The sequence below is a fragment of the Paracoccus thiocyanatus genome, assembly GCF_900156255.1.
In the GTDB taxonomy this organism is placed as follows: Bacteria; Pseudomonadota; Alphaproteobacteria; order Rhodobacterales; family Rhodobacteraceae; genus Paracoccus; species Paracoccus thiocyanatus.
Genome location: NZ_FTMK01000031.1, coordinates 1 through 26,089, shown reverse-complemented (window position 1 = coordinate 26,089; position 26,089 = coordinate 1). Strand labels below are relative to the sequence as shown.

The 26,089-nt window shown below is 67.3% G+C and carries 29 protein-coding genes and 1 other RNA gene; 15 read left to right on the top strand and 15 right to left on the bottom strand.

All coding sequences use genetic code 11. The features are described from left to right. Positions 1 to 304, top strand: a 304-nt coding sequence (locus tag F3H32_RS15955) for a transposase (RefSeq protein ID WP_149766516.1), incomplete at its 5' end; no start/stop codon positions are given. Positions 305 to 370: 66 nt separating this feature from the next. On the opposite strand, the gene F3H32_RS15950 is transcribed toward F3H32_RS15955, so the two are convergent. Further along, the gene (locus tag F3H32_RS15950; RefSeq protein ID WP_149766686.1) at positions 371 to 1,642 is read right to left on the bottom strand and encodes a glutamate-5-semialdehyde dehydrogenase; all 1,272 of its coding nucleotides are present in this window, start codon (positions 1,640 to 1,642) and stop codon (positions 371 to 373) included. Positions 1,643 to 1,775: 133 nt separating this feature from the next. Here F3H32_RS15950 and F3H32_RS15945 point away from each other — a divergent pair, with 133 nt between their 5' ends. From F3H32_RS15945 to F3H32_RS15920, 6 genes are all read left to right on the top strand, one after another. Beyond that, positions 1,776 to 2,027 carry a hypothetical protein gene (locus F3H32_RS15945; RefSeq protein WP_149766685.1) on the top strand — a complete coding sequence of 84 codons (252 nt, stop codon included), beginning with the start codon at positions 1,776 to 1,778 and terminating at the stop codon, positions 2,025 to 2,027. Beyond that, complete coding sequence (locus tag F3H32_RS15940) at positions 2,027 to 2,827, top strand: phage major capsid protein (RefSeq protein ID WP_149766684.1); 801 nt, start codon at positions 2,027 to 2,029, stop codon at positions 2,825 to 2,827. The genes F3H32_RS15945 and F3H32_RS15940 overlap by 1 nt, the downstream gene beginning before the upstream one ends. Position 2,828: 1 nt before the next feature. Next, positions 2,829 to 3,341, top strand: coding sequence for an HK97 family phage prohead protease (locus tag F3H32_RS15935; protein ID WP_149766683.1), 513 nt, complete (start codon positions 2,829 to 2,831; stop codon positions 3,339 to 3,341). Then, positions 3,338 to 4,543 carry a phage portal protein gene (locus tag F3H32_RS15930; protein WP_149766682.1) on the top strand — a complete coding sequence of 402 codons (1,206 nt, stop codon included), beginning with the start codon at positions 3,338 to 3,340 and terminating at the stop codon, positions 4,541 to 4,543. Before F3H32_RS15935 ends, F3H32_RS15930 begins: the two co-directional genes overlap by 4 nt. 13 nt (positions 4,544 to 4,556) lie before the next feature. After that, positions 4,557 to 5,051 (top strand): hypothetical protein, encoded by a 495-nt coding sequence (locus tag F3H32_RS15925; protein WP_223191499.1) that lies wholly within the window; start codon positions 4,557 to 4,559, stop codon positions 5,049 to 5,051. Positions 5,052 to 5,490: 439 nt separating this feature from the next. Beyond that, positions 5,491 to 5,805, top strand: coding sequence for a head-tail adaptor protein (locus F3H32_RS15920; RefSeq protein WP_149766681.1), 315 nt, complete (start codon positions 5,491 to 5,493; stop codon positions 5,803 to 5,805). Here the strand turns inward: F3H32_RS15920 and F3H32_RS18125 are convergent, their stop codons facing one another. From F3H32_RS18125 to F3H32_RS15905, 4 genes are read right to left on the bottom strand one after another with little or no spacing between them, the layout of a single operon-like run. Continuing rightward, on the bottom strand, positions 5,806 to 5,937 hold the full coding sequence (locus F3H32_RS18125) for a hypothetical protein (protein ID WP_262494994.1): 132 nt from the start codon (positions 5,935 to 5,937) through the stop codon (positions 5,806 to 5,808). Next, on the bottom strand, positions 5,934 to 6,164 hold the full coding sequence (locus F3H32_RS15915; protein ID WP_149766680.1) for a hypothetical protein: 231 nt from the start codon (positions 6,162 to 6,164) through the stop codon (positions 5,934 to 5,936). The genes F3H32_RS18125 and F3H32_RS15915 overlap by 4 nt, the downstream gene beginning before the upstream one ends. 31 nt (positions 6,165 to 6,195) lie before the next feature. Next, a complete protein-coding gene (locus tag F3H32_RS15910; protein ID WP_149766679.1) occupies positions 6,196 to 6,405 on the bottom strand; it encodes a hypothetical protein in 210 nt (69 codons plus the stop codon). 10 nt (positions 6,406 to 6,415) lie between these two features. Beyond that, a complete protein-coding gene (locus tag F3H32_RS15905; protein WP_149766678.1) occupies positions 6,416 to 6,850 on the bottom strand; it encodes a hypothetical protein in 435 nt (144 codons plus the stop codon). A 110-nt stretch (positions 6,851 to 6,960) separates the two neighbouring features. Between F3H32_RS15905 and F3H32_RS15900 the strand changes: the two genes are divergently transcribed. The 4 genes from F3H32_RS15900 to F3H32_RS15885 are packed head-to-tail and all read left to right on the top strand — an operon-like array spanning position 6,961 to position 8,600. Continuing rightward, positions 6,961 to 7,104 (top strand): Arc family DNA-binding protein, encoded by a 144-nt coding sequence (locus F3H32_RS15900; protein WP_149766677.1) that lies wholly within the window; start codon positions 6,961 to 6,963, stop codon positions 7,102 to 7,104. 11 nt (positions 7,105 to 7,115) lie between these two features. After that, a complete protein-coding gene (locus tag F3H32_RS15895) occupies positions 7,116 to 7,334 on the top strand; it encodes a hypothetical protein (protein WP_149766676.1) in 219 nt (72 codons plus the stop codon). 35 nt (positions 7,335 to 7,369) lie between these two features. Then, positions 7,370 to 7,576: a helix-turn-helix transcriptional regulator gene (locus F3H32_RS15890; RefSeq protein ID WP_188128689.1), complete on the top strand. Its 207-nt coding sequence runs from the start codon at positions 7,370 to 7,372 to the stop codon at positions 7,574 to 7,576. Continuing rightward, complete coding sequence (locus F3H32_RS15885) at positions 7,566 to 8,600, top strand: site-specific integrase (RefSeq protein WP_223191498.1); 1,035 nt, start codon at positions 7,566 to 7,568, stop codon at positions 8,598 to 8,600. The genes F3H32_RS15890 and F3H32_RS15885 overlap by 11 nt, the downstream gene beginning before the upstream one ends. Positions 8,601 to 8,663: 63 nt before the next feature. Here the strand turns inward: F3H32_RS15885 and ssrA are convergent. From ssrA to F3H32_RS15870, 3 genes are all read right to left on the bottom strand, one after another. Then, positions 8,664 to 9,018, bottom strand: a transfer-messenger RNA (tmRNA) gene (ssrA, locus tag F3H32_RS15880). A gap of 77 nt (positions 9,019 to 9,095) precedes the next feature. Further along, on the bottom strand, positions 9,096 to 11,036 hold the full coding sequence (locus F3H32_RS15875) for a MacB family efflux pump subunit (protein ID WP_149766687.1): 1,941 nt from the start codon (positions 11,034 to 11,036) through the stop codon (positions 9,096 to 9,098). A 1-nt stretch (position 11,037) separates the two neighbouring features. After that, the gene (locus F3H32_RS15870; RefSeq protein ID WP_188128688.1) at positions 11,038 to 12,240 is read right to left on the bottom strand and encodes an efflux RND transporter periplasmic adaptor subunit; all 1,203 of its coding nucleotides are present in this window, start codon (positions 12,238 to 12,240) and stop codon (positions 11,038 to 11,040) included. Positions 12,241 to 12,468: 228 nt separating this feature from the next. On the opposite strand from F3H32_RS15870, the gene F3H32_RS15865 reads away from it, so the two are divergent. The 4 genes from F3H32_RS15865 to F3H32_RS15850 all read left to right on the top strand — a co-directional run bounded on the left by F3H32_RS15865 (position 12,469) and on the right by F3H32_RS15850 (position 18,835). Continuing rightward, positions 12,469 to 13,035 (top strand): TetR/AcrR family transcriptional regulator, encoded by a 567-nt coding sequence (locus F3H32_RS15865; protein ID WP_149766673.1) that lies wholly within the window; start codon positions 12,469 to 12,471, stop codon positions 13,033 to 13,035. A gap of 30 nt (positions 13,036 to 13,065) precedes the next feature. After that, positions 13,066 to 14,250, top strand: coding sequence for an efflux RND transporter periplasmic adaptor subunit (locus tag F3H32_RS15860; RefSeq protein WP_149766672.1), 1,185 nt, complete (start codon positions 13,066 to 13,068; stop codon positions 14,248 to 14,250). Between the two features lie 4 nt (positions 14,251 to 14,254). Next, positions 14,255 to 17,380 carry an efflux RND transporter permease subunit gene (locus tag F3H32_RS15855; RefSeq protein WP_149766671.1) on the top strand — a complete coding sequence of 1,042 codons (3,126 nt, stop codon included), beginning with the start codon at positions 14,255 to 14,257 and terminating at the stop codon, positions 17,378 to 17,380. Between the two features lie 93 nt (positions 17,381 to 17,473). Continuing rightward, on the top strand, positions 17,474 to 18,835 hold the full coding sequence (locus F3H32_RS15850) for an efflux transporter outer membrane subunit (RefSeq protein WP_149766670.1): 1,362 nt from the start codon (positions 17,474 to 17,476) through the stop codon (positions 18,833 to 18,835). Between the two features lie 72 nt (positions 18,836 to 18,907). Here F3H32_RS15850 and F3H32_RS15845 read toward each other — a convergent pair whose 3' ends face one another. From F3H32_RS15845 to F3H32_RS15815, 7 genes are all read right to left on the bottom strand, one after another. Next, positions 18,908 to 19,591: an exopolysaccharide biosynthesis protein gene (locus tag F3H32_RS15845; protein WP_149766669.1), complete on the bottom strand. Its 684-nt coding sequence runs from the start codon at positions 19,589 to 19,591 to the stop codon at positions 18,908 to 18,910. Positions 19,592 to 19,751: 160 nt separating this feature from the next. Next, positions 19,752 to 20,672 carry a carbohydrate kinase family protein gene (locus F3H32_RS15840; RefSeq protein WP_149766668.1) on the bottom strand — a complete coding sequence of 307 codons (921 nt, stop codon included), beginning with the start codon at positions 20,670 to 20,672 and terminating at the stop codon, positions 19,752 to 19,754. A 27-nt stretch (positions 20,673 to 20,699) separates the two neighbouring features. Further along, positions 20,700 to 21,986, bottom strand: a complete 1,287-nt coding sequence (locus F3H32_RS15835; protein ID WP_149766667.1) for a zinc ribbon domain-containing protein — start codon at positions 21,984 to 21,986, stop codon at positions 20,700 to 20,702. 9 nt (positions 21,987 to 21,995) lie between these two features. Further along, positions 21,996 to 23,129 (bottom strand): SPFH domain-containing protein, encoded by a 1,134-nt coding sequence (locus tag F3H32_RS15830; RefSeq protein WP_149766666.1) that lies wholly within the window; start codon positions 23,127 to 23,129, stop codon positions 21,996 to 21,998. Between the two features lie 81 nt (positions 23,130 to 23,210). Continuing rightward, positions 23,211 to 24,245, bottom strand: coding sequence for a DUF2927 domain-containing protein (locus tag F3H32_RS15825; protein WP_149766665.1), 1,035 nt, complete (start codon positions 24,243 to 24,245; stop codon positions 23,211 to 23,213). Continuing rightward, positions 24,242 to 25,417: a toxic anion resistance protein gene (locus F3H32_RS15820; RefSeq protein WP_149766664.1), complete on the bottom strand. Its 1,176-nt coding sequence runs from the start codon at positions 25,415 to 25,417 to the stop codon at positions 24,242 to 24,244. Before F3H32_RS15820 ends, F3H32_RS15825 begins: the two co-directional genes overlap by 4 nt. Before the next feature lie 204 nt (positions 25,418 to 25,621). Further along, on the bottom strand, positions 25,622 to 26,074 hold the full coding sequence (locus F3H32_RS15815) for a hypothetical protein (RefSeq protein ID WP_149766663.1): 453 nt from the start codon (positions 26,072 to 26,074) through the stop codon (positions 25,622 to 25,624). Positions 26,075 to 26,089 lie beyond the last annotated feature (15 nt).

Here is a 26,089-nt window from a genome sequence, read left to right as displayed (position 1 = left end):
GGTTGGGGTCGCGCCGCTGATCGAGGGGCTCGCCTTCAATGCGATGCTGGCCGACAAGGCCTTCGACAGCAACTGGATCATCGCCGAGATGAACGCACGCGGCGCGCTGATCTGCATCTCGCAGCGTCCACAGCGCCGCGCGCCGTTGATCATCGATCCCGAACTCTACAAGCGCCGCCACCTCATCGAGAACTTCTTCTGCAAACTCAAGGAGTTCAAGCGTATCGCCATGCGGTCCGAAAAGACCGATACATCCTTTGAGGCCATGATCTACGCTGTGGCAGCCCTGATCAACTCACGATGAATCTCAACAGACCCTAGGCCGGGGGTCCCGGCGCTTGCGAAAAGCCCGGCGCCAAGGCCGCGCGCCTCAGGGGCGGATGGTGCCGTCGCCGGTGACGAGATACTTGAAGCTGGTCAACTGTTCGGCGCCCACCGGGCCGCGGGCATGCATCTTGCCGGTGGCGATGCCGATCTCGGCCCCCATGCCGAATTCGCCGCCATCGGCGAATTGCGTCGAGGCGTTGCGCATCAGGATGGCGCTGTCGAGCCCCTGGAAGAAACGCTCGGCGGTGGCGTCGCTTTCGGTCAGGATCGATTCGGTATGGCCCGAGCCATTGCGGCGGATATGGGCGATCGCCTCTTCGACGCCATCGACCAGCTTGACGGCGATGATATTGTCCAGGAATTCCTGTCCGAAATCCGCGTCCTCGGCCGGGACGGTGCCGGGCAGCCTGGCAAGCTCGCCAGCTGCGCGCACCTCGACCCCGGCGTCCAGCAGGTCCTGGACCAGCACCGCGCCGTGCTTGGTATAGAACTGCCAGTCGATCAGCAGGCATTCGGCGGCGCCACAGATGCCGGTGCGCCGGGTCTTGGCGTTCAGCACCACGCGCCGCGCCTTGTCCAGGTCGGCGTCCCGGTCGGCATAGACGTGGCAGATGCCCTCCAGATGGGCAAAGACCGGCACGCGGGCTTCCCTTTGCACCAGCCCGACCAGGCCCTTGCCGCCGCGCGGCACGATCACGTCGATGAATTCCTGCGCCCGCAGCATGGCGGCGACGGCGGCGCGGTCGCGGGTCGGCACCATCTGCACCGCGGTTTCGGGCAGGCCGGCCTGGGCCAGGCCCGTCACCAGCGCCCGGTGGATGGCGGCCGAGCTGTTCAGGCTTTCCGAACCGCCGCGCAGGATCACCGCATTGCCGGCTTTCAGCGCCAGCCCCGCGGCATCGGCGGTGACATTGGGGCGGCTTTCATAGATCACCCCGATAACGCCCAGCGGGGTGGCGACGCGGCGGATATTCAGCCCGTTCGGCCGGTCCCATTCCGCCAGCACCCGGCCGACGGGATCGGCTTGCGCCGCGACCGCGCGCAGCCCCTCGGCCATGGCGCGGATGCCCGCCGGATCAAGCGTCAGCCGGTCGAGCATGGCGGGGGAAAGGCCCTTTTCCTGGGCGTAATGCAGATCCTCGGCATTGGCGTCGAGGATGGCGCCTTCGGCCTTCAGGATCGCGTCGGCGGCGCCGATCAGGGCGGCGTGCTTGCGCTCGGCGCTGGCTTCGGCCAGCACGGCGGCGGCGGCGCGCGCCTTGGCGCCCAGATCCGCGATCAGCGCATCGGCATCGGAAGAGGTCAGGTCTTTCATGGCGGCATTCCCTTGCATGCGCCCGAAATAGGCCCGCGCGCGCCGAAAAACCAGATGGAAAGGGGGAAGGTGCAGGATTTCATCGGAAACAGGTCATCCGCTTGAGGCGGAAGCGAAACTGTTTTCCAAGGACTTGCGCGAAAAGCAGGGGCAAAGCCAGAACACTGACCCCGGCTGTAAAACACTGACGCTGGCCGATCACCTGGCGACACGCAAGGGCGGCTGGTTCCATATCGAGTGGATCGACGGGCGCACGGTCGTTACGGTCCACCGCCCCAGCGCCCCGACGGAAGTCATCTTCTGTCTGTCGCCGGGCCACGCCAATCAGGTGCGCCAATCGCTCACCGACGCTGGCTTGGCCGGGCTGGTGGAGGGCTCGCTTTAGTGAGCCAGCAGCCGCTTTCGCTGCGGTTCGAAACGAAGCATCTCTGGAAGGCGTTCGAAGCCGAAATAGGCGTCGCGCCGACCGGGGCGGCGATCATCCTCGACATCTGCAACGCCGACGGATGGATCAGTTACAGCCGAACCGCTCGCCATTATGAGATGCCCAAGCGATACCGCAACGGGCTCTATACCTATCGCAAGGTCGTGTCACAGGTCGACTTCCTCGACGGCCTCGGCCTGATCGAGCATGACCGTCGTCGTCCGGGGGAACGCGGCTGGCAAAGCGCGCTGCGACCGACCGACGAATTGCGCTCCATTCACGCGAAGATCCTGGGCCCAACCGTGCCCATCGGCGTGGTGAACGCGACCAGCGTGGCTTCCTCGACGCTGGCGACGCCCAGCTGGGCGGAAGTGCTGGCGATGATTGCCGACATCCAGAACGAGGACGCCGACATCGGCTCTCTGAACTGGGCCATGAACCCGGCCGCTGTCGCCACCCTGCGCGGCACGAACAAGGTTTCGGGCGAACCCGAACATGGCTTCCTGATGACCGAGCCGGGCAGCCTGGCCGGTTATGGCGTCGGCACGTCCACCGCGATGACCGACGGGACCGTCATCTTCGGCGCATGGTCGCAACTGCTGATCGGTCGCTGGTCGGGGCTGGATCTTCTGGTCAACCCGTATGGCGATAGCGCCTATGCACGGGGCCGGGTGCAGGTCCGGGCGATGCAGGACGTCGATGTCGCTGTCCGCCACGGCGAGAGCTTCGCGGTCGCAACCGATCTGGGCGCGGGCAGCTAAGATGGAACGCCGGGCGTCGATTGAACTTCGGGCTGCTGGTCGGAAGCTGGAAGGCTATGCCGCCGTCTTCGGTCAGGATACTCGCATCAGGGACTTCACCGAAGTCATCATCCCCGGCGCCTTCAAGGACACGCTGGCAGAGGGCAGGGACATCCTTGCCCTTGCCGACCATGACCAGCGCGCTGTTCTCGCCCGCACCCGCTCAGGGACGCTGCGGCTGGCCGAGGACACGCGCGGACTGCACTTCGAGCTCGACGTGCCGAATACCAGTATCGGCCGCGACATCCTCGAACTGGCGGAACGTGGCGACGTGGGCGGCGCATCCTTCGGCTTCACGGTCAAGGATGAACGCTGGCACGACACCCGCCGCGAGCTTCGCAGCATCAATCTTCACGAAATCAGCATTGTCTCGGCGTTCCCTGCCTACGACGGGACAATAGTGCAGGCGAGGCGGCGACTGGCCGCGTCTGGCAAATTGGTCGCCGCCCGCCGCTTTCTGGATACCTGCCTATGAGCATTATCGACCGCATCTTCGGCCGGAAGCCCGAGACTCGCGCATCGTCCTGGGACTTGCTGGCGACCATGGGCTTGCCATCGCTGGCCGGGGGCTACATCGCGCCCGCCGTCATTGAGGGCAATGCCGCAGCCTTCAACGCGATCACGGTCATTTCCGAGGCGGTGGCCGCGCTGCCGGTCAGCGTCTACCGGACCGAGGGCGAGGGCGTCCGCAACGCCGAGGCGTCGCACCCCGTGGCCCGGCTGTTCAAGAGCCCGAACGATTTGCAGACCGCGACAGAAATGGTCGCCATGATGCAGGCGAACTGCCTCATTCACGGCGCCGCCTATGCCGAGATCGAGCGCGACGGCAACGGGCGCCCCGTGGCGCTGTGGCCGATCCATCCGGGGCAGATCACCATCGAGCGCATCCCCGGCACCCGGCGCATCCGCTATCAGGTCAGCGACGAGGTCGGCACCCGGCGCCTGCTACCCGACGAGGTCTTCACGATCCGCGACCGTTGGGACGATCCCTTCACGCCCCGGTCACGGCTGGACCGCTGCCGCGAGGCGCTGGGCGGCGCCGTGGCGACCGAACGCTTTGCACAATCCATCTGGCGCAATGGCGCCCGCCTCAGCGGCTTTGTGAAGCATCCCGAACAGATTGGCCCGGACGCTGCCCGCACCCTGCGCGATAGTCTCAATGCACTGTATGGCGGGGCCGAGAACGCGGGCAAGATCGGCGTTCTGGAAGAGGGCAGCGATTGGGTGCCGGTATCCTCGACCGCCCATGATGCCGAATTGTCGGAAGCCCGCCGCCTGGCGGTGCTGGAAGTCGCCCGAATCTTCAACGTCCCCCCGCCGCTGCTGCAAGAGCTGTCGGGGGCGAACTACTCGAACGTCGTCGAGCTGCGCCGCCAATTCGCGGCCGGGACCGTGCAGCCCTGGCTGGTGCGCTGGGAAGAGGCCATCATGCGCGACCTGTTCAGCGATGCCGGGCGCCGCAGCCATGAGGTCGAATTCGACACCGACCTTCTGGTCCGCGCCGACTTCCTGACCCGCCTGCAAGGCTATCGGATCGGCCGGGAAACGGGGCTCTACAGCGCCAATGACCTGCGCCGCTTCGAGCATCTGAACTTGCGGTCCGATCCCGATGCCGACGTCTTCCTCAGCCCCATGAATATGCAGTCCGAACAGAAGGCCGCGCCGAAAGAGGAATAAGCCCGTGTTGCAGATGCCCGCCCATCTCATCAACCGGAAAGAGCGGCGGGCACGGGACGCTCGACGCGGGCGTCTTGGCGAAGGCCGCTATAACATCCTGGTCCGCGAATTGGCCCGCGTCATCCGCATGGCGTTCGAGGCAGGCGACACCGGCAGTCTCTTCGGTCTGGAAGGCCCCCTCCGCGCTGGCATCCGGTCTGACCTGTGTCGGCAGGGCTGGGGCTGGTTGACCGCCGACCTCTGCGCCCGTGACCTGCTGGACGACGCTTTCCGCGTGGTGCGAGCCGTGCGCCCGACATGGAACGAGGGGCAGCCCGAATGGACCATCGAGGCCGGGACGCTGATCGAGCGCACCCGCTGCGCGAGGCGGGGCTGCGGGAAGAAGCTGCCAGAGGGGCATTACAAGTTCTGTTCCCGCCTTTGTGCATCGTCGCATCAGAAAAGCATCGAATACCTGCGCGAAGCGTCAGACCAAAGGGCGCTCGATATTGCGGTGCAACGGCTATGATCGACACCGACGGCGGACATTGCGGGCATTGTGGCAAGCCTCTTCCCGAAGGCTGCACGCTGAAACGCGAATATTGCAATCCTAAGTGCGCGGCGCGAGCGTGGCGGGCGCGACTCCATGCCGAGGAATGCGCAGGGCGCACCTGCCTATGGTGCCAAGGGCCAATCCCGATAGAAGCGCGCCGGGGCGTCATTTATTGCGGCAAAGCCTGCCAGTCGGCATCGCAGCGTGACCTGCGGGCGGAGCGGCGGAAGTGTCGCCATTGCGGAATGTCATATCGCGGGCACGGGCCGTTTTGCTGCCATGCCTGCTATTCGACGCATCGGCGCCAGAAACATCCGAAACCTTGTCCGGTCTGCGGCCGGATATTCAAGCCGCACCGGCATGAGCAAGTCACCTGTTCCCAGAAATGCCGGGGCATCCGCCAGAGGGCAAACACATGCAAGCATCAGACCTGACCAGCCGGGCGCGGTTTTATGAGCCCTACGAGGCCGTCGACGAGGACGGACAGGTCGTGCAGGACTGGCTGTTGCGCTTCGCCTGCGCGGCGCATGTGCGCTATCTACGCGGGTCCGAGGCGGTGATGCAGGCCCGGCTACAATCGAAGGCCCCGGCAGTCGTCACCATCCGCGACAGCGCCGACGCCCGGCAGGTGACATCCGAATGGTGGGTCCATGTCGACGGCCGGATGTTCGAGCTACGGGAAGATCCACGCCCCGAAGGCATGATGCTGGCGATGCTGGCCGAGGCTTAGCTACTCGGCAGGGTGATGTTTCGGGCCACCGTTGCGGCGGTCCAGCTTGCGCTCTTCGCGGCGCAGCACAAGGATACCGACGCCAGCAACAGCCAGGGCGACGACCGGGACGATGAACTCGAAGAACGTCATTCCTTCACCTCCTTGCGTATCCTGCCCATAATGTAGTGGGAAACGCCGTGAATTGCGAGTCCCGTTGCACCCCACCATAGCGTGGACAGGCTGGCGTTGCTCAGGCTTTCCGTCAGTGGGCGCAGAACAGCGAACCCGATCAGTCCGAGGGCGGTCGCGTTCAGGAAGTTGGCGAACAGCTTCACGCGCTCGTTGTAGGCGGTCAGAGGGTCACGGATCGTCTGCATGGATCGGTCTTTGGCAAATGGAGTGGTGAGCTTAGCTACGATAGAACTGGCCAGTCCCGCTGTTATCGAACAGCCATTTCCCAGACTCATACAGCTCTCGGCGTGCCGCGCCCGAAGCGTTCGAATACCAATTGCCGCCCGAAATCCAATACAGGCGTTTTCCGTGTCGATACGCGTTGTCGCCATCCCGATAGAAGGCTGGCTCTCCGTTTCGGTTGTAATACCAGATAGCGTTTGCCATCACTGTTTCCTTAGAACGGGAAGTCCCTTCCCCCGCCAGCATAAAGGTTGCCTTTGTCGTGTGGGGTCCATTCGTTGTTCTTAATCGAAACGTGCCCGCTTTCAAAAACCGTCGCCTGATCGCCGTTTTTCAGCTGAAATGACACCGAGCTGTCTCCGAAATTCATCCCCACGACCAAGGGATGTCCGACCAACACATCCCGTGCTGCCTCGGCAGCAATTCTGACCTGCCCTAGCTTGGACAGCAGTCGATTTATGATTGTGTCGAGATCGTCCCTCGATTTCAAAGCCTCATCAAGCAAGCGCCGCACGGCCTCAACCTCAGACGCCAAGCCCTTGTCTCTTTGGAACTTGGTGATTCGGTCGACCATCTCAGCAGGTAAGGCATACACGCGCCGGATATTCTCATGTCCCGCTGGCGTATCCTCTGATGGTTCCTTGGCCATGGCTTCCTCGTGTCATCTTGCATGTGACGTCTAACGTCACTCTTGACCGACATCAACTGCACATCTAATGTCACTATGAAGTGACAATTATCCGCACTTGAGAGAGGACCATGCAAGTAAAGCCCGCATTCCCCCTTCGATTGCCCGCCGATGTGAAGGCATGGCTGATCGAGCAGGCTGCCAAGAACGCCAGCAGCCAGAATTCTGAGATCGTCCGAGCCGTCCGCGAGCGGATGGAACGGCAGGAAGCATAGGAGGCAGGACCATGACCGACTTGACCGAAGACGAACTGGATGTCTTGGATCGGGTGCGCAAGCTGGACGAAATTTCCCGACTGATCTTCATGACCGGCGTCCGCGCGCTGGCATCCAGCCGATTCACCATCGAAGAATTCCATGAATGGGTGTCCAGCAGGCTGACCCGACACAGGGCCGGGGAGGATCTGACGCTTGCCGACATCATGATCGACGGAGTTGTCGCCTGATGAAGCGTCCCCTCGTCAAAGGCGACCGTCCGCCGATGTTCCTTTCGAAAGCAGACCTGGCGGCGGAACTGTCCGCCAGCGTCTCGACCGTCGATGAATGGACGCGGCAGGGCATCTTGCCTGCGCCGCGCCGCTACACCGCCGGGGCGGTTCGGTATTACTGGCCCGAGGTGGTCGACAAGCTGGCTCCGCCGCAGGCATCGACGGACCCGTTCAAGGAGGCGCTAGGCCGTGTCACCTAAGATCGAACTGCCGCGCGGCGTTCATCGGGTGAAGGCGCGGGGCCGAGATTACTTCTACTTTCAGCCGGGAAGGGGAACGCCGAACGCAGGAGCTCGCATCCGCCTTCCCGACGATCCCCGATCCCCCGAATTCTGGACCGCCATCCGCCAGCTCGAAGGCATCGCTGAACGGACAGACACCATCGGCGCCCTGATCGACGCTTACATCGCCTCTTGGCCATCGGCGCGAAAGAAGATCACCCCGGCCACGCAGTCGCAGTATCGGCGCTATCTGCAAGTCGTGCGTGAGCTATGGGGCAACCTGCCAGCCGAAGACCTGCGCCCCGCCCATGTCGAAGAACTCATGGTCAAGATCGGCGACAAGAAGCCCGGCCGGGCCAACAACATCCTCTATGCCCTTCGCAGCATGTGCTCATGGGCGCGCGGTCCCGTCGGGCTGCTGCATTCCGATCCCGTCCACGGCGTGAAGACCTTCGAGTCGAAAGGCGGGCATGAGCCATGGACCGATGACCAGCTGGTCTTCGCGGAAGAGAACCTGACCGGGATGCTGCGCCGGGCTTTCTTCCTCGCCCGCTACACCGGCCAGCGTGCCAGCGACATCATCCGCATGGGCTGGACTGATGTCGACGGCGACACGATCAGCCTGCGCCAGAAGAAGACCGGCGTCCGCCCGGTCTGCCCGATCTTCCCCGAGCTCGAAGCGGAAATGGCGACATGGGAAAAGCGGCCGGGGCCGTTCCTGCTGCAAGACAGCGGCAAGAACATCGGCAAGCCGGTCAGCTCGAATCAGTTGTGGAAGGTCTTCGACGACTACCGCGACAAGCACGAAGAACTCGACGGCGTCGTCTGGCACGGGCTCAGGGCGAACGCGGTCATCCGTCTGCGGCGCGCCGGATACACCGGTCAGCAGATCAGCGACACCATCGGAATGTCGGTCGAAATGGTCGAGCGTTACAGCCGCCATCAAGACCGCGTGGCGGCGGCTCAAACCGTTCTCAGCACATACCGGGAACGGAAACTGTAAAACCGTTGCAAAACTGGAAACCCATTAGGCAGGGAAAACAGATGCTTACGAAGGCAGGAATAAAGTGCAGGATTCTGTTGCCAGGCTCCTGCGGGCCCCGCCTTACGCTGCTAGGCGCAAGGGCTTAAGTTTCGGTTACCCGAGCTGCTTACGCAGCCAGAGCGACCGGAGCACGGTTGTCGTTGGCAACTGTACATTTTGCACCGATGACGGTGGTAGCTCACCGAGACAAAGCAAACAGCTTTAGACGTTCGTCGATTCTGTTTCGGCCCCATGCGCCCCCAACGAGGGATTGATGGTGGAGCCGCCGGGTACCGCCCCCGGGTCCGATCCGCTTATTACCTGCGCGTTTATGTCCATAGTCCGGGCGAACCCGGACGCTTGGAATATAGGGGCGGCGCGGGCGGCATGCAAGAGACAGGACCGCCGCCCGGCAGGCATCGCGGCGATGCGGGCCGGGCGGCATGATCGCCGCGCCGCGGCCGGGGGACGGTTTCACCCCTTGGCCAGGGCGGTCACGGGGTCGAGCTTGGCTGCGTTGACCGCGGGCAGGTAGCCGAAGACCAGCCCGATGCCGCAGGCGCTGGCCAGCGCGGCCACCATCGAGGCGGCCGAATAGACCAGGGTGAAATTGCTGCTGAAGCGTTCAAAGGCCAGGCCGAAGCCAAGCGCGGCCAGGATGCCGGCCGCGCCGCCGATGACGCAGACCAGCACCGCCTCGATCAGGAATTGCGCGCGGATGTCGCCGCGCCGCGCCCCCACCGCCATGCGCAGGCCGATTTCGCCGATGCGCTCGGTGACGGAAACCAGCATGATGTTCATCACCCCGATGCCCCCCACCAGCAGCGAGATCACCGCGATGGCCGCGACCAGCAGCGTCAGCGTCTGCGTGGTCGAGGTGATGGTCTGGCGGATCTGGTCGTTGTTGACGATGAAGAAATCCTTGCTGCCATGGCGCTGGGTCAACAGGTCGGTGACCATCTGCTCGGCCAGGGCCATGTCCACCTCGTCCGCGACGCGCAGCGTCAGGCCGCTGACGCTGGTCGAGCCCAGGTAGCGCGCCTGCACCGTGGTATAGGGGGCATAGATGGTCAGGCTGGTCGAGCCGCCGGGGCCGCGGTTCTGCGCCTGGGCCACGCCGATCACCCGCAAGGGCACCTTGCCGGCCATGAAGACCTGTCCCAGCGCCGGGCCGTCGCCGAACAGGCTGTTGCGGGTGTTCTCGTCGATGACGACGTTCTGGCCCATCGCCGCCACGTCGGCCGCATCGAAGCCGCGGCCCTGGGTCAGGGTGATGCCGGCCACGTCGAAATATTGCTCGCCCACGCCGCTGATCTGGGCGCCGGCCTCGGTCGCGCCGAAGCGCAGGGTCTGGCTGGTCGAGACCGTGGGGCTGACCGACGCGACATGGGGCTGGCGCGCCAGGGCCGCGCCGTCGGCGGTGACCAGCGTCGTCACCCGCCCCGAGCGCATGTCGCCGAAGTCGCGGCCGGGATAGATTTGCAGCGTGTTGGTGCCCAGCCCGGCGATGTTTTGCAGCACGCGCTGGCGCGAGCCCTCGCCAAGCGCCACGACCGAGACGACCGAAGCGATGCCGATGATGATGCCCAGCATGGTCAGGAAGCTGCGCAGCTTGTGGGCGCGCATGGCCAGCACCGCCATGCGCAGCGCCTCGGCCAGCCGGCCCAGCACCGGGGCGGCGGCGCGGGGCTGTTCGGGCGCGGCCAGCCGCGCCGCATCGGTGGAAGCGTCGGTGCGGCGGTCGGCGATGATGCGGCCGTCGGCGATTTCCACCACGCGGCGGGCGCGGGCGGCGACCTTGGGGTCGTGGGTGACGATGATGACGGTGCGGCCTTCGGCGTTCAGCCGTTCCAGGATGGCCAGCACCTCTTCGCCGCTGCGGCTGTCGAGCGCGCCGGTGGGTTCGTCGGCCAGGATGACGCGGGCGTCGTTGACCAGGGCGCGGGCGATCGAGACGCGCTGCTGCTGGCCGCCCGAAAGCTGGCCCGGCCGGTGCGCCAGCCGGTCGCCCAGGCCCAGCCGGTCCAGCAGGTCGCGGGCGCGGGCGCGGCGCGCCTCGCGCGGCAGGCCGCGATAGATCGCCGGCACCTCGACATTCCCCAGCGCCGTCATCTCGGCCAGCAGGTGATAGCGCTGGAAGATGAAGCCGAAGGTTTCCCGGCGCAGCGCCGCCAGTTCGCCCGGATCGCGCCGCGAGACCTCGCGCCCGTCCAGGAGGTAGCTGCCGGATGTCGGCCGGTCCAGGCAGCCCAGGATGTTCATCAGCGTGGATTTGCCCGAACCCGAGGCGCCCATGACCGCGACGAATTCGCCCTGCGCGATGTCCAGGTCGATGTCGGTCAGCACCTGCAAGCTGCCCTCGCCCGAGGGATAGGCGCGGGTGATGCCGCGCAGCCGGATCAGCGGGTCGCCCATCTCAGCCACCCAGCGGCCCCATCATGCGCCGCGGGCTGCGCCCGCCCGCGGGCGAGGGCGCCGCGCCTGCCTCGCCGGTCACGACGCGCTCGCCCTCGTCCAGGCCGGAAACCACCTCGGCCACGACCTTGTCATTCAGGCCGATCACCACGTCGCGGGTCTGGATGGCGCCGCCCGCGGCCACCACCCGGACCTGGTGGCTGCCGTCCGGGTTGCGCGGGCCAAGCGCGCTGGACGGGATGGTCAGCACGTCCTGCGCCGCGCCCAGGATGATGCTGACCTGCGCGGTCATATAGCTGCGCAGGCGGCCGTCGGGGTTTTCGACCGGGATGATGCCGGTGTAATAGATGGCGCTGCTGGCGCTGTCGGTGGTGCTGCCGCCTTGCAGGGCGCTGTCGTTGACGATGCTTTGCGGTGCCGGCGCGATCGAGGCCAGCACGCCCCGATAGCTGCGGCCGCTGTCGTCAAGCAGGGTGAAGCGCACCTGCTGGCCCGGCTCGACCTTGCCGATATCGGCCTCGGAAATCTCGGCATGGACGTTCATGCGGTCCAACTGCCCCAGCACGACGATGGTGGGCGAGGATTGCACCGCGTTCACCGTCTGCCCGGCCTGGCTGACGATGGCCAGCACCGTGCCGGCGATGGGCGCGGTGACGCGGGTATAGTCCAGGTCGGTCTGGGCGATCTCGATCGCCACCTCGGCCTGGGCGATCTGCGCCTCAAGCGCGGCGATCTGGGCGCGGGCGACCGCGACATCCTGCTGGGCGCTGTCGATGGTGCTGCGCGCCGCGGCCGATGAGCGGATCAGGCTTTCCGACCGCTCCAGGGTCTTTTCGGCCAGCACCAGCACCGCCTGGCGTTCGGCCATCTGCGCGCGCAGATTGGCCAGCGCTGCTTGGGCGGTGCGCAATTCGTTGGTCTGCTGGACCGAATCGATCTGGGCGATCAGGTCGCCCTGTTCCACCCGCTGGCCCAGGCTGACCGCCAGTTCGGTGATCCGCCCCGAAACCTGCGCGCCGACCGCGACCAGGTTTTGCGGCTTCAGCCGCCCCTCGGCCATCACCGCCATTTCGACATCGCCCCGCGTCACCGGCGCGCTGACATGGGCGGGCGCGGAGGACTGGCCCTGGGTGGTCCCGGCCAGCCCGGCCCAAAGGGCGGCCAGCGCCAGGGCGATCAGGACCAGAAGGGCGGCTTTGCGCATCGGATGCTCCGTGTCGTCCGGCCTGCCGGCCGCCGGGTGGGATGGGTCGGACCGGGCGCGGTCCAGGCCGGGACGGCCCGGCTTTGCGACGCTTCTAGCGCGGTTCGCATCGCCATGCGACCGCGGTTTTCGCATTCCACGCAACCGTGTTGTCGCAGTTTTTCGGGTGTTGACAGGTCCGGGACCGGATTATAGACGAACGATCGTATTGAAATTATCAGGCCGGATATGGGACGCAAGCGCACGATCGACCGCGACGAGCTGATGGCCGCCATCGAACGGGTGGCGCGTCGCTCGGGCATTGCGGGGCTTAGCATCGACGCCGTCGCGCGCGAGGCGGGGATCAGCAAGTCCAGCGTGGTCTATGACTGCGAAAGCAAGGCCGGGCTGCTGGCCGGCTTTATCCGCCACAAGCTGGCGCAGCACCAGGCGCGCTTTGCCGAGGTGCGGGCGCGGCGCGAGGGCGAGCCGAACGCCCGGCTGCGCGCCTTGATCGACGAATATCGCCGGGTTCCGACCGACGAGGAAATGGACATGGCGTTGTTGATCAGCGCCAGCATGGGCGAACATGCGGAATGCCGCGAGATCATGCGTGATCTTCTGGCCGGCGACGCCCAGACGGTGGCGGCCGAGGCGGCAGACCGGCGGCGCATGCTGATGGCGCTGCTGACGCTGCATGGCATGTCGTTCCTGGAATATTTCGGCTTTCACCGCTTCGACCAGGAAACCCGCAACGAGATCCTTGATGAATTGATGGCGGTCGCGGAAAGCGACCCCGGCGCAGCCGGAGACTGACACCCAACCTTCCGAATCCAGGAAAGAACCATGACCATGAGACTGTCCCCCGGCGTCCGCGCCGGGCTTGTGCTTTGCTGCCTGATGGCGGCCGCCCCGGTCGCGGCCCAGCAATTGCCGCCGCCGCAGGTCAGCGTCCAGGTGATGACGCCCCAGGCGCTGCCGGTGATCAACGAATTGCCCGGCCGCGTGGCCGCGACCCGCATCGCCGAGGTGCGGCCGCGCGTCGGCGGCATCGTGGTCGAGCGGGTCTTTGAACAGGGCGGCAAGGTCGAGGCGGGCGATGTGCTTTATCGCCTGGATCCGGCGAGCCATGACGTGCGCGTCGCCTCGGCGCGGGCGACGCTTGCCCGCGCCGAGGCGACGGCGCTGAACGCCGCCGACCAGGAAAAGCGCGCCCGCGCCCTGCGCGAGCGCAAGGTGACGGCCGGGGTGGACCTGGACAATGCCGCGACCGCCCTGGCCCAGGCCCAGGCGGATGTGGCCATTGCCCGCGCCTCGCTGCAAGAGGCCGAGCTGAACCTGAGCTATACCAAGGTCACGGCGCCCATCGACGGCGTGGTCGGCCGCGCCCTTGTGACCGAAGGGGCGCTGGTCAATGCCCAGACCGACATCATGGCGACGATCCAGCAGCTTGACCCGGTCTATGTGGACTTCACCCAATCCTCGTCCGAACTGTTCGCGCTGCGCCGGGCCCTGGCGGCGGGGCAGTTGGCGATGGTATCGGCCGACGCGGCCAAGGTCCGGCTGATCTTTGACGACGGCAGCGAATATGCCCATGCCGGCAAGCTGCTGTTTTCCGAGGCGAGCGTGGACAGTTCGACCGGGCAGATCACCCTGCGCGCCGAATTTCCCAACCCCGACGGCGATCTGCTGCCGGGCCTTTATGTCCGGGTGCGGATCGAACAGGCCATGCGCGACAACGCCCTGACCCTGCCGCAGATGGCGGTGCAGCGCGACCAGTCGGGCCAGGCCTATGTCTACGCGCTGAAGGACGCCGAGACGGTCGAGCGCCGCGACGTCACCCTGGGCCAGACCACCGACAGCCGCTGGCTGGTGGAAAGCGGGCTTGAGCCGGGCGACCGGGTCGTGGTCGCCGGCGCGCAGAAGCTTTACCCCGACGCCAAGGTGGTGGCGCAGCCGGTGGACGCGGCCCAGCCGCCGGTGCCGGCCGGCGCCGACGCGGCGGCCGAAGCGCCCGTGCAGGAGGAATAGGGCGATGGCACGGTTCTTCATTCACCGGCCGGTGCTGGCCTGGGTCATCTCGATCTTCATCGTCATCGCCGGGTTGATCGCGCTGCCCCGGATGCCGGTGGCGCAATATCCGCAGGTCGCCTGGCCGCAGATCACCATCTCGACCGCCTATACCGGCGCCGCGCCGGCCGAGATCAACCAGGCCGTCGCCCAGCCCATCGAGGACGAGTTGAACGGCGTCGAGGGGCTGGCCTATTACGAATCCGTCTCGGATTCCTCGGGGGCCATGTCGATCACCGCGACCTTCGAGCCGGGCACCGACATCGCCCGCGCCCAAGTCGATGTGCAGAACGCCGTGGCGCGGGTCGAGCCGCTGTTGCCGCAAAGCGTGGTCGACCAGGGCGTGCTGATCGAAGAGGCGGGCACCGGATTCCTGATGATGGTCGCGCTGACTTCGGATGACGGGTCGATGGACGATATCGCGCTGGGCGACTATCTGAACCGCAACGTGGTGGGCGAAATCCGCCGCATCGAGGGCGTGGGCCGGGCGCAGGTCTTTGCGCCGCAGCGCGCGCTGCGCATCTGGGTCGATCCGGCCAAGATGACCGGGCTGAACCTCAGCTCGGCCGAGATCGTGGCCGCGGTGCGGGCGCAGAACGCCCAGGTCGCGGCCGGCAAGGTCGGGGCGGACCCGAACCCCATCGGCCAGCAACTGACCGCGACCGTGCTGATCAAGGGCCAGCTCGACGACGTGGACGAGTTCGGCAAGATCGTGCTGCGCGCCAATCCCGACGGCTCGGCCGTGCTTTTGCGCGACGTGGCCCGGCTGGAGGTCGGGGCCGAGACCTATAGCTTCGCCTCGCGCATCGACGGCAAGCCGGCGGCGGCGCTGGGCATCCAGCTTTCGGCGACCGGCAACGCGCTGAACACCTCGGCCGCGGTGCACCAGAAGATGGAGGAACTGGCGCAGTTCTTCCCCGACGGCGTCAGCTACAAGATCCCCTATGACACCACCCCCTTCGTCGAGGCATCCATCGAAAAGGTGCTGCACACGCTGGTCGAGGCGATGGCGTTGGTCTTTGTGGTGATGTTCCTGTTCTTGCAGAATTTCCGCTATACCATCATCCCGACCATCGTGGTGCCCATCGCGCTGATGGGAACGGTGGCGGTCATGCTGGCGGCCGGGTTTTCCATCAACGTGCTGACCATGTTCGCCATGGTGCTGGCCATCGGCATCCTGGTCGACGACGCCATCGTCGTGGTCGAGAACGTCGAACGCATCATGGCGACCGAGGGGTTGGCGCCGCGAGAAGCCACCGAAAAGGCCATGGGCCAGATCTCGGGCGCCATCGTCGGCATTACCCTGGTCCTGGCGGCGGTGTTCATCCCGATGGCGTTCTTTCCCGGCTCGTCGGGCATCATCTATCGGCAATTCGCGCTGACCATGGTGGTGTCGATCCTGTTCTCGGCCTTCCTGGCGCTGACGCTGACCCCGGCGCTTTGCGCGACCTTCCTGAAACCGATCGGCGGCCATCACGAAAGAAAGGGCTTCTTCGGCTGGTTCAACCGCGGCTTCGACCGGCTGACCCACCGCTATACCAACGCGGTCGGGCTGGTCACGCGGCGGCGGCTGGTGATGATGGCGTTCTATCTGGTGCTGGTGGGCGCGACGGCCGCGGGATTCCTGCGCCTGCCGACCAGCTTCCTGCCGAACGAGGATCAGGGCTTTATCATCGCCGACATCCAGACCCCGGCCACGGCCAGTTCCAACCGCACCGACGAGGTGCTGGCCCAGGCCACGCAGATGTTCCAGCAAAGCGAGGCGGTCGAGAACACCGTCGCCATTCGCGGCTTCAGCTTTTCGGGGCAGGGGCCGAATGCCGGCTTGATGTTCATCACCTTCAAGGACTGGGCCGAGCGCGAGCAATCGGCGCAGGACATCGCCGACGCCGCCAACATGCAGATGTTCGGCTATCAGGACGCCCAGGCTTTCGCGCTGTCGCCGCCGCCGATCCCCGGCTTCGGCGCCACCGGCGGCTTCAGCTTTCGCTTGCAGGACCGCGGCGGGCAGGGGCAAGAGGCGCTGATGGCCGCGGCCCAGCAGATCATCGCCAAGGCCCAGGAAAGCGGCATCGCCACCGGGCTGCGGATCGAGGGGCTGCCCTCGGCCGCGCAGGTCTTCGTCACCGTGGACCGCGAAAAGGCCAATGCCTTCGGCGTGACCTTTGCCGATATTTCGGCCACGATCTCGCAATACCTGGGCTCGGCCTATATCAACGACTTCCCCAATGCCGGGAAGATGCAGCGCGTGGTCATGCAGGCCGAGGACAATTCCCGCATGCAGGCCGAGGACATCCTGGCGCTGACCGTGCGCAATGCGGGCGGCGGCATGGTGCCGTTTTCGTCCTTTGCCAGCGTCGCCTGGGAACAGGGGCCGTCGCAGGTCGTGGGCTATAACGGCTATCCGGCGCTGCGCATCGCCGGCGCGGCCGGGCCGGGCTACAGTTCCGGCGCCGCCATGGCCGAGATGGAGCGGCTGGCCAGCGAACTGCCGCAGGGCTTTGGCTATGAATGGACCGGGCAGTCGCTGGAGGAGATCCAGGCCGGCAACCAGTCCACGCTGCTGTTCGCCATGAGCATCCTGTTCGTGTTCCTGTTGCTGTCGGGGCTTTACGAAAGCTGGTCGATCCCCTTGTCGGTGATGCTGGTGGTGCCGCTGGGCGTTCTGGGCTGCGTGGTCGCGGTCATGCTGCGCGACATGCCCAACGACATCTATTTCAAGGTCGGGCTGATCGCCATCATCGGCCTGTCGGCCAAGAACGCCATCCTGATCGTGGAATTCGCCAAGGACCTGCGCCAGCAGGGCCAAAGCCTGATCGACGCGGCGGTGACGGCGGCCAAGCTGCGCTTCCGGCCGATCCTGATGACCTCGCTGGCCTTCACGCTGGGCGTGGTGCCCTTGGCCATCGCCACCGGGCCGTCTGCGGCCAGCCAGAACGCCATCGGCACCGGGGTCATCGGCGGCATGGTCGCGGCCACGGTGCTGGCGGTGTTCTTCGTGCCGGTGTTCTTCGTTTTCGTGCTGGGCGCGGTCAGCCGGCTGACCGGCCGCCGCGAACCCGCGCCCGCCCGCGGCGATACGACCGCTTGAGACGCGCCGCAACCCATGGCAGGGGCGGTCTGGAGCCGCCCCCGCCCGTTCCTTTCGCGCCCGCGATCCGGGCCACCCAACAGAGAGTTTCGGATGACCCAGTCATTGCCTTTTTCCCGCCGCGGCATCCTGGCCGGGCTTGCCTCCAGCCTGGCGCTGGCCGCCTGTAACCCGGTCCGCTATGCCGCGCCCCAGGCCGAGGTGGCGGCCCGCTTTGCCGCCAATTCGCCCGCCCGCCGCGCCGGGGCCAATGCCTGGTGGGCGGCCTTTCGCGACAGCCGGCTGGACGGGCTGGTGGCGCTGGGGCTGCGGCGCAACCTGGACGTGCTGACCGCGGTCGCCACCATCCGCGAGGCCCAGGCCGGCGCCCGCGTGATCGGCGCCGCCGACCTGCCGCAGGTGGATGTGCAGGGCTCGGCCGCGCGCAACCGGGACGAGCGCGGCATCGTCGAAAGCGACTCGGCGACGCTGGGCGTGTCCTGGCTGGTCGACCTGTTCGGCCAGAACCAGGCGGCGCGCCAGGGGGCCTCGGCCCGGCTGGACGCGGCCTATCTGTCGGCGGAAGTGGCGCGGCTGACCGTGGCCAGCGCCATCGCCTCGGCCTATGTCGATGCGCGCTATTATCAACAGGCGCTGGCCCTGACCCGGCAAAGCCTGGAAAGCCGCCGCCGCACGCTGGAGATGACCCGCACCCAGGACGCCCTGGGCAGCGTGTCGCGGCTGGAGGTCTTGCAGGCCGAGCAATTGGTCGCCCAGGCCGAGGCGGCGCTGCCGGGGCTGGAGGTCGGGTTCGACCAGTCGGTGAACCGGCTGGCCACGCTGACCGCCGGACGCAGCGCCGAGCTGGCCGCGCAATTGCGCGGCGGCGGCGGCCAGCCGCGCGCCCGCTATGGCGCCAGCGTCGGCGTGCCGGCCGATGTGGTCCGCGTGCGCCCCGACGTGCGCATGGCCGAGCGCAACCTGGCCGCCGCCGCCGCCGATGTCGGCGAGGCGCGGGCGGCCTTTTACCCGCGGCTGACGCTTTCGGGGTCGATCACGCCCACGAATGGCGAAAGCTGGGGCTTCGGGCCGCAGATTTCGCTGCCGCTGTTTTCGGGCGGCGCGAACCGGGCGCAGCTTTCCGCGGCCCAGGCGCGGGCCGAACAGGCGCGGCTGGCCTGGCAGGGCGCCGTCCTGGGCGCGGTCGAAGAGGTCGAGAACGCGCTGGCCGGCTATAACCGCGACGCCCGCGCCGTCGCCGCGCAATCGCGCCTGGTCGAGAATGCGCGCGAGACGGTGGCGCTGACCCGCAGTTCCTATGAGCTGGGCGAGGCGGATTTCTTCCCGGTACTGGATGCCGAACGCAGCCTGTTGTCGGCGCGCCAGGAACTGGCCGCGGCGGTGCGCCAGCAGGCGCTGAACTTCATCGCGCTGAGCGCGGCTTCGGCCGGCGGGGTGGGCCTGCCGGCAAGCTAGGCGGTCTTGGGTGGCCGGGGCTTGCCGTGTCCCGGACACCCGCCGGTGCGCCTGGGGGAGGGGCCGGGCGCGTCAGCCCAAAAGCAGGGCAAGGCCGCGCAAGAATGCCCAGACCACGCCGGACACCACGGCGAATGACAGCACCGCCAGCAGGCAGCCGGTGATCATCCACAGCCCGTCGCGTTCCAGCACGCCAAGCGCGAAGACGCAGATCGCCGCGGCGGGCAGCATGTTGCCCAGCGGGATCGGCAGCAGCAGCACCAGCGATAGCCCAAAGCACAGCGCCCCCGCCAGGCGCAGGGCCACCGGCGATGAAAGCGCGGCGATGCGCGGCGCCAGCAGCCTTTCGGCCCGTGCCAGAAACGGGGTGCTGCGCCGGATGATCGCCGCGAAATCCGCCCGCGGCAACGAGCGTTCGGCGATGAAGCGGGGCAGCCAGGGCGGCCGGCCCAGCATCATCTGCAAGGACAGGTAGACCAGCGGCAGGCCCAGGATGCCCGAGGTGCCCGGCGGCATCGGCAGCATGTTGGGAAAGCCGAACAGCAGCAGCAGCCCCGCGGTTGCCCGCCCTTCCAGCAGCACCAGCAGGTCGGTGACGCTGATCCGCTCGCGGCTGTCGTCCTGGGCAAGCTGCGTCAGGAATTGCGACAGGTGCCGCCTTTCGCGCAGGCGCGTGCCGCCGCGCCGCCGCTTTCGGTCGCCGCAAGCCGGGTCGGGTTGCAAGCCGGTCTCGCCGCCTTCGCCCTGCGATGGCATTCGCTCTCCTGCCTGTTGCCTGGGCCTGAAGAGCCTATCTTGGGCCGGGCCGGGCGGATTTCAAGGCTGGACGGCGGCGCCAGGCGGGCGGCGGGGCTGCGGCTGCGCCCTTGCGTTTTGGGTATTTGGAAAACGGAGAAAGGCGGGCGGCGGCTGTCCTTCAGCCCGGCAGCGCGTCCAGTTCATCCGCCCAGGGCGGGTCGGCGCCGGGGCGCGAGACGGTGATCGCCGCCGCGCGGGTTCCCAGCGCCAGCGCCTGGACAAGCGCCTGCGGCGTCAGGCGGTCCAGGCCCTGGCGGGTCAGCAGCCCGGCGCGGTCCAGCGCCGCCAGCACCCCGGCGTTGAAGGTGTCGCCGGCGCCGATCGTGTCGGCGACCTGGACCCGCAGGGCCGGGGCCGCCAGCGGCGCGCCCGACCAATGCGCCCGCGCCCCGGCCTGGCCGCCGGTCTGGAAGACCACCCGCGGCCCGCGGGACAGGATGGCGGCGGCGGCCTCTTCGAAGCTGGCGCCCGGCATCAGCCATTCCAGGTCGTCGCCCGAAAGCTTGACCAGGTCGGCCATGGCGATGAGCCGGTCGAGTCGGGCGCGATAGGCTGCCTCGTCGGCGATGAAGAAGGGGCGGATATTGGGGTCCAGCATCACCGGGATGCGGCCATGCAGGCGTTCCACCAGCGCCTCGACCGCGGCGCCGCAGGGATCGGGCACCAGGCTGATGCCGCCGACGAACAGCGCCGAGACGGTATCGGGGATCTGCGGCAGGTCTTCGGGGGCGAACATGCGCCCGGCCGTGCCTTCGTCATAAAAGCAATAGCGCGCCTCGCCGCCCGCCAGGGTGACGAAGGCCAGCGTGGTCAGCCGGTCGCTGCGGGGACACAGGCCGGTATCGACCCCGGCCGCCGCCAGCGGGCGCAGCAGCGCCTGGCCGAAGCCGTCGCGCGAAATCGGCCAGAGATAACCCGTATCCACGCCCATGCGGCCAAGCGCGATGGCGGTGTTGTAGACCGCGCCCCCCGGCAGCGCGCGCCAGGCGTCGGCTTGCGGCACCATGTCGATCAGCGATTCGCCGGCGCAAAGGATCACGGCGTCCCCCCTTTTTCTTTCCCGGCCTTAGCCTGTTCCGGCCTTCTGATAGCGGTAACTGGCGGCGATGGGAATATCCGCCGTGGAGGGCGCCGCGCCCAGGCGGACAAAGCCCGCGCGTTCGTTCAGCCAAAGCGCCGCAAGAGCCAGGGCCAGCGCCAGAAGCGCCGCGAAGGCGATCTTCCAGGCCGACCACGGCCTTTCGCCCTGGACCCGCCCGGACTGGCCGTTGACCACGAAACGGTAGCTGCGGCCGTTGTAGCGATAGGCGGCGGTCCAGACCGGCAGCAGGATATGCTTGAAGGTCTCGGCCGCGTGGCGGGTCTTGATGCCGTGGACCTGTTGTTCGTTGCCGCCGATGGCGCGGCGCACGTCCATGGCGATCACCCCGGCCATTTCCTGGCGGGCGATGTCATGGCCGGCGGCCAGCGGGATGGTATAGCCCTCGGCCAGGAAACCGGCCAGGTATTCGGGCTGATAGGGGACCAGGTGCGACAGGTCCCAAGGGGTCAGCGCATCGGTGATGCGGCGCGGCAGCGAGCTGGAGGCCAGCACCAGCACGTCGTCGAAATCCCGCGCCACCTGGCCCTGCACCGGGGTCCAGCGGGTCTTGCGCACCTGTCGGGCCACGCGCTGCTGGCGGCCGTCCACCATCTGCGTGACATGGACGGTTTCGTAATACCAGTCGCCGCGCGCGCCGCTGTAGCGCGAGGCGGTGTCGGCGTCGAAGGTCCAGAAGGGCGAATAGACCCCGCTCATCCTCTTGCCGCGCCTTGCATAGGCGGTCAGGCCCGAGGGGGCGAACCACAGGCCGCGCAGCCAATCCTCCAGCGCGGATTTCGCCTGCGCCTGGGTGATGACAAAGGGCAGCACGCCCTGGGGCTTGATCTGCCGCGCCGCGCCGGTATCGGTCACGACCGCGGTGGCGCAGAAGGGACAGGCCGAGGCGTGGCGGTCGCTGGTGATTTCCACCTTGGCGCCGCAATTGGGGCAGGAAAGCGTGCGCACCGTTTCGGCCAGGTCGCTGTCGCCGTCCAGCGAAAGCCCCCGTTCCAGCGGCAGTTCCTGCAATTGCGGCGCCTTGTGGCCGCCGTCCCATTGCAGCGCCCGCCCCGTCGCCGGGTCAAGCAGGATGGCGCTTTCGCCCCATGGCCCCTGCTGCGGCTGGCGGGCGGGGGCGCGGGCGGCGCCGGGGCCGATCTGCTGGCGGTGCCCGCAATAGGGACAGGCCAGGCTTTGCTGGCCGGGCGAGAATTCCAGGCTCGCGCCGCAATTCTCGCAAGGATAGCGGTATTCCGTGGGCGGGCTGGGCATCGGCGCGGCTTACTCGGCCTTGGGGATCGGCGGCGGGGGCGGCGGCGGCGCGACGGTAAAGAGCTGCGCGAGTTCGGCGATTTCGTCGGCGGGCTTCCAGCCGTCCTGGCCGGGGGTCCAGACCAGGGTGTCGCGGGTAAAGCCGCCGTCGCGCGCCAGCCGGCCCAGATGGGCGCGGCCATAGGGGCCGTCGGGCTGGCCGTTCACCGCGATGTGCCAGACGGTTTCGGGATGCAGGGGCGGCGGCGTTTGCTGGGGCGCCTGCTGGGGAACCGCCCCCCAGGGGCGGCGCTGCGCCATGGCGGCGGCCATTCCCGCGCCAAGCCCGGCACCGATGCCCGCGCCCATTCCCGCGCCCATGCCGCCCGGCTGGTTCGAGGCGTTCAGCATCGCCTCGGACGCCGCATATTGGCCAAAGCGGTTCAGGTCGCCGACGATGCCCATCGAGGTGCGCTTGTCGAGCATCCTTTCCACCTCGTCGGGCAGGCTGATGTTTTCGATATAGAATTCCGGGATGGCCAGGCCATATGCGGCAATGGTCGGGCCGATCGCCTTGGCGACCATCTGGCCCAGGTCGGCGGTGTTGGCGGCCATGTCCAGCACCGGGATGCCTGCGCCCGCAATCATGCGCGAAAATTCCTGCACAATGATATTGCGCAACTGGAAGCTGATCTCATCTGCGGTGAATTCGCCGTCGGTGCCGACGATTTCGGTCATGAAGCGGCCGGGATCGGTCACGCGCATGGAATAGGTGCCAAAGGCGCGCAGCCGCACCGGGCCGAATTCCGGGTCGCGGGCGATGACCGGGTTGCGGGTGCCCCATTTCAGGTCGTTGAAGCGGGTGGTGTTGACGAAATAGATTTCCGACTTGAACGGGCTGCGAAAGCCGTGGTCCCAGTGCTGAAGCCGGGTCAGGACCGGCAGGTTGTTCGTTTCCAGCATGTAAAGGCCGGGGGCGAAGATGTCGGCCAATTGCCCTTCGTGGATGAAGACCGCGGCCTGGCCTTCGCGCACGGTCAGCTTGGCGCCGTATTTGATCGCCTTGCCCACGGTCGGGAAGCGATAGACCATGGTGTCGCGGGTGTCGTCGGTCCATTCGATGATCTCGATGAACTCGCCGCCGAGGATGTCGAAGATGCTCATGGGGGCTGCCTTTCGCTCTGCGGGACGCTTGCCTGCGATAGTGACCCGCAACCGTCCGGCGTCAAGTCCCCAGGCGCGGGGCTATGCCTGGGTCTCCAGCAATTCGCGGGCGATCTGCAAGACGATGGGGCGGGCCTCGGCCTCGGTCATGCCGGGGCGCAGGCGTGGATCGTAGAGGATTTGCAGCAGCAATTCGTCATGCCGGGTCAGAAAGGCGAATTCCTCGTCATCGTTGAACAGCGACGGGCGCGCGCGCGGGCTGTCATTGGCCAGGCCCATGCCCTGGGCCAGTTCCTCGTGGATGCAGGACCGGCGCAGCCGCGGCGGCAATTCGGCGCGGATCAGCGCCACGGCCTGGGCATAGACCGGGGAATTGCCGGTGGAATAGGCGAAAACCGTGCAATGGTTTTGCGGCGCAAGGTCGCGCAGCGCGGCGATGTCGCCGGCCGGGATGCCGGGCATCAGCGCGGACAGGCGCGGGGCGATGGCGCGGCGCTCGTCCTCGTTCAGGATCAGCACGTTGAAATTGCCCGCCCCCCCGGTCAGGGCGACCGTGTGGCCGCTGAGCCGCGCCAGCCGGCCGGCAAAGCCGGCGATTTCCGCGCGGTCGCGGGCGCGCTGGTCGGGGGCCACGGAATCGCCGAATTCCAGCCGCAACCGCACCGGCTGCTGCCAGCGCCGCAAGGGGGCGGGGGTCGGGCGCGAAACCAGCCTGCCGCCCTCGCGGGCATATTCGTCATGCAGCGCGACTTCGATGAAATCCTCGGCCAGCTTTTCCGCGGTCAGCGCGATTTCGGCGCCGTCGTCGATGCGCAGCCGGCCGCGGGCGATCAGCGCCTGTTCGACCCCGGCCAGATAATCGCGCATGGCCTGGCTTGCGGGCGATGCGGCGGCGGCTTCGGCGCGGGCGGCGGCGGCGCGGGCGTTTTCGGCCCGTTCACGGCGCAGCGCGGCATGATCGACCGGCGGCGGGGCGGCCGGCACTGAGGGCAGCGATGCCGGCGCCCTGGGCGGCCGCTCGGCCGGCGGCTCGGGCGCGCAGGCGGCCAGCAGCGCCAGCAGCAGGGCCAGCGCGGCGGTCCGGTGCGGCAGGCAGGGGCGGGCGGTCCGGGTCACGGTGTCTTTGCGGCCGGCGTTGTGGATCCGGCGCTGGCCGCGGCAAGGGTGTTGCGCAATTCGGCCTCCATGGTCCTGAGGTCCTCTTCGGCGGCGGCGCGGCGGGTGCGGCCTTCGTCGGCGATGCGCAGGCTGTCCTCGATGGTCGAGATCAGTTCGGCATTGGCGGTTCGCACCGCCTCGATGTCGAAAACGCCGCGCTCCACTTGGCTGCGGATCTGGGCATTCGCCTCGCGCAGGTTCTTGGCATTGGCGGTCAAAAGGTCGTTGGTCAGGTCGTTGGCTTCCTTGACCGCGCGGGCGGCCTGGGCGCTGCGCTGGATGGTGACGGCCTGGGCAAGCTGGGTTTCCCACAGCGGCACGGTGTTGACCAGCGTGGAATTGATCTTTGTCACCAGGGACTTGTCGTTTTCCTGGACCAGCCGGATCGAGGGCAGCGACTGCATCGTCACCTGCCGCGTCAGCCGCAGGTCGTGGACGCGGCGTTCCAGGTCGTCGCGGGCCGAGCGCAGGTCGCGCAATTCCTGCGCCGCCATCACCTTGTCGTTTTCGGCCGCGGCCTCGACGGCGGCGGTCTTGGCGGGGATGTCGCCCTGGTCGATCTGGGCCAGCTTCTCTTCGCCCGCGGCGATATAGAGCGCCAGTTCGTCATAGAAGTTCAGCGTGCGGTCATAAAGCAGGTCAAGCGACTTGATGTCCTTAAGCAGCCGGTGCTGGTGCTGGTCCAGGTCGGCGGTGACGCGGTCGATCTGGCCCTGCACCTCTTCGTAATTGGCGACGAACTTGGCAAAGGGGGCGGCGCGGCCCAGCAGCTTTTCCCACCAGCTACGCTCGCGGCGCACGTCCAGTTCGCTGACGGAAAAGCCGCGGATGGTGGTCACGATCTCGCGCAGCGATTCGCCGGCGGGGCCGACATCCTTGTTCTTGACATCGGCCAGCATGGCCTGGCTGATTTCCTGCAATTCGTTCTGGGCGCGGGCGCCGAAATGCACGATCGAGCCGGAATCGCGGATGTCGATTTCGTCCATGCGGCGGCGGATCTCGGTGGCGACGGCGGGCTCGGCCTCGGTCAGGCTGGGGGTGGCTGCGGGCGGTTCGGGCAGGACGACCGCGGTCACGGTGTGGATCTCGTCCAAGGCAGCTTGGGCGCTGGCCTGCGTCTGGGTGGTCATCCGGCTTCGTCCTTTCGTGGTGGAAGAATGGCCGGTTTCAGAATAGGCCTATTCCCGGCGAGTTCAACGAGAGGCCGCGGCGATGGTTCCCTTGGCCCCGCCGGTGTTGCCATCCTGCCGGCCCCGGCGGTCTTGAAGGAGCGAGGGCCAAAAAAAACGGCCCCGGCAAAGCGGGACCGCGATGCGCCAGCCCTGCGGGGGCGGCTATTGCGGCTTGACCAGCACCAGGTCGCCTGGCCGCCTTTCGCGTTCGGGCAGGGCCAGGTAGCTTTCATGATCCGAGGCCACGACCAGCCGCGCCGCGCCGGCCTCGCGCGCCGCGCGCAGGTTCTGGGCGCTCATCCGCTCCAGATCGCCCAGCGTCACCGCCAGCGCCGAGGCCAGGAACAGCGCCTTGGCCTCGAACACCTTGACGACATATTGGTTATAGCCTTCGACGGTCCAGGTGGTGGTGCCCGCCTCGCCCTCGCCGTTCACGATCAGCTCCAGCGACCATTCCCCCTGCGCGCCGGTCGTCGCCTCGACCTTTTGCGTCACCACCCGCACGCCCCCGTCGAAGACATCCGAGCCGTGAAGCGTCGCGACGATCTTGCCAAAGGCGACCGGCGCAAGCGTGGCGTCCAAAAGAACGCCCCGGACTGTGGCTTTGTTCGGCATGGGTTCCCCTTTCAT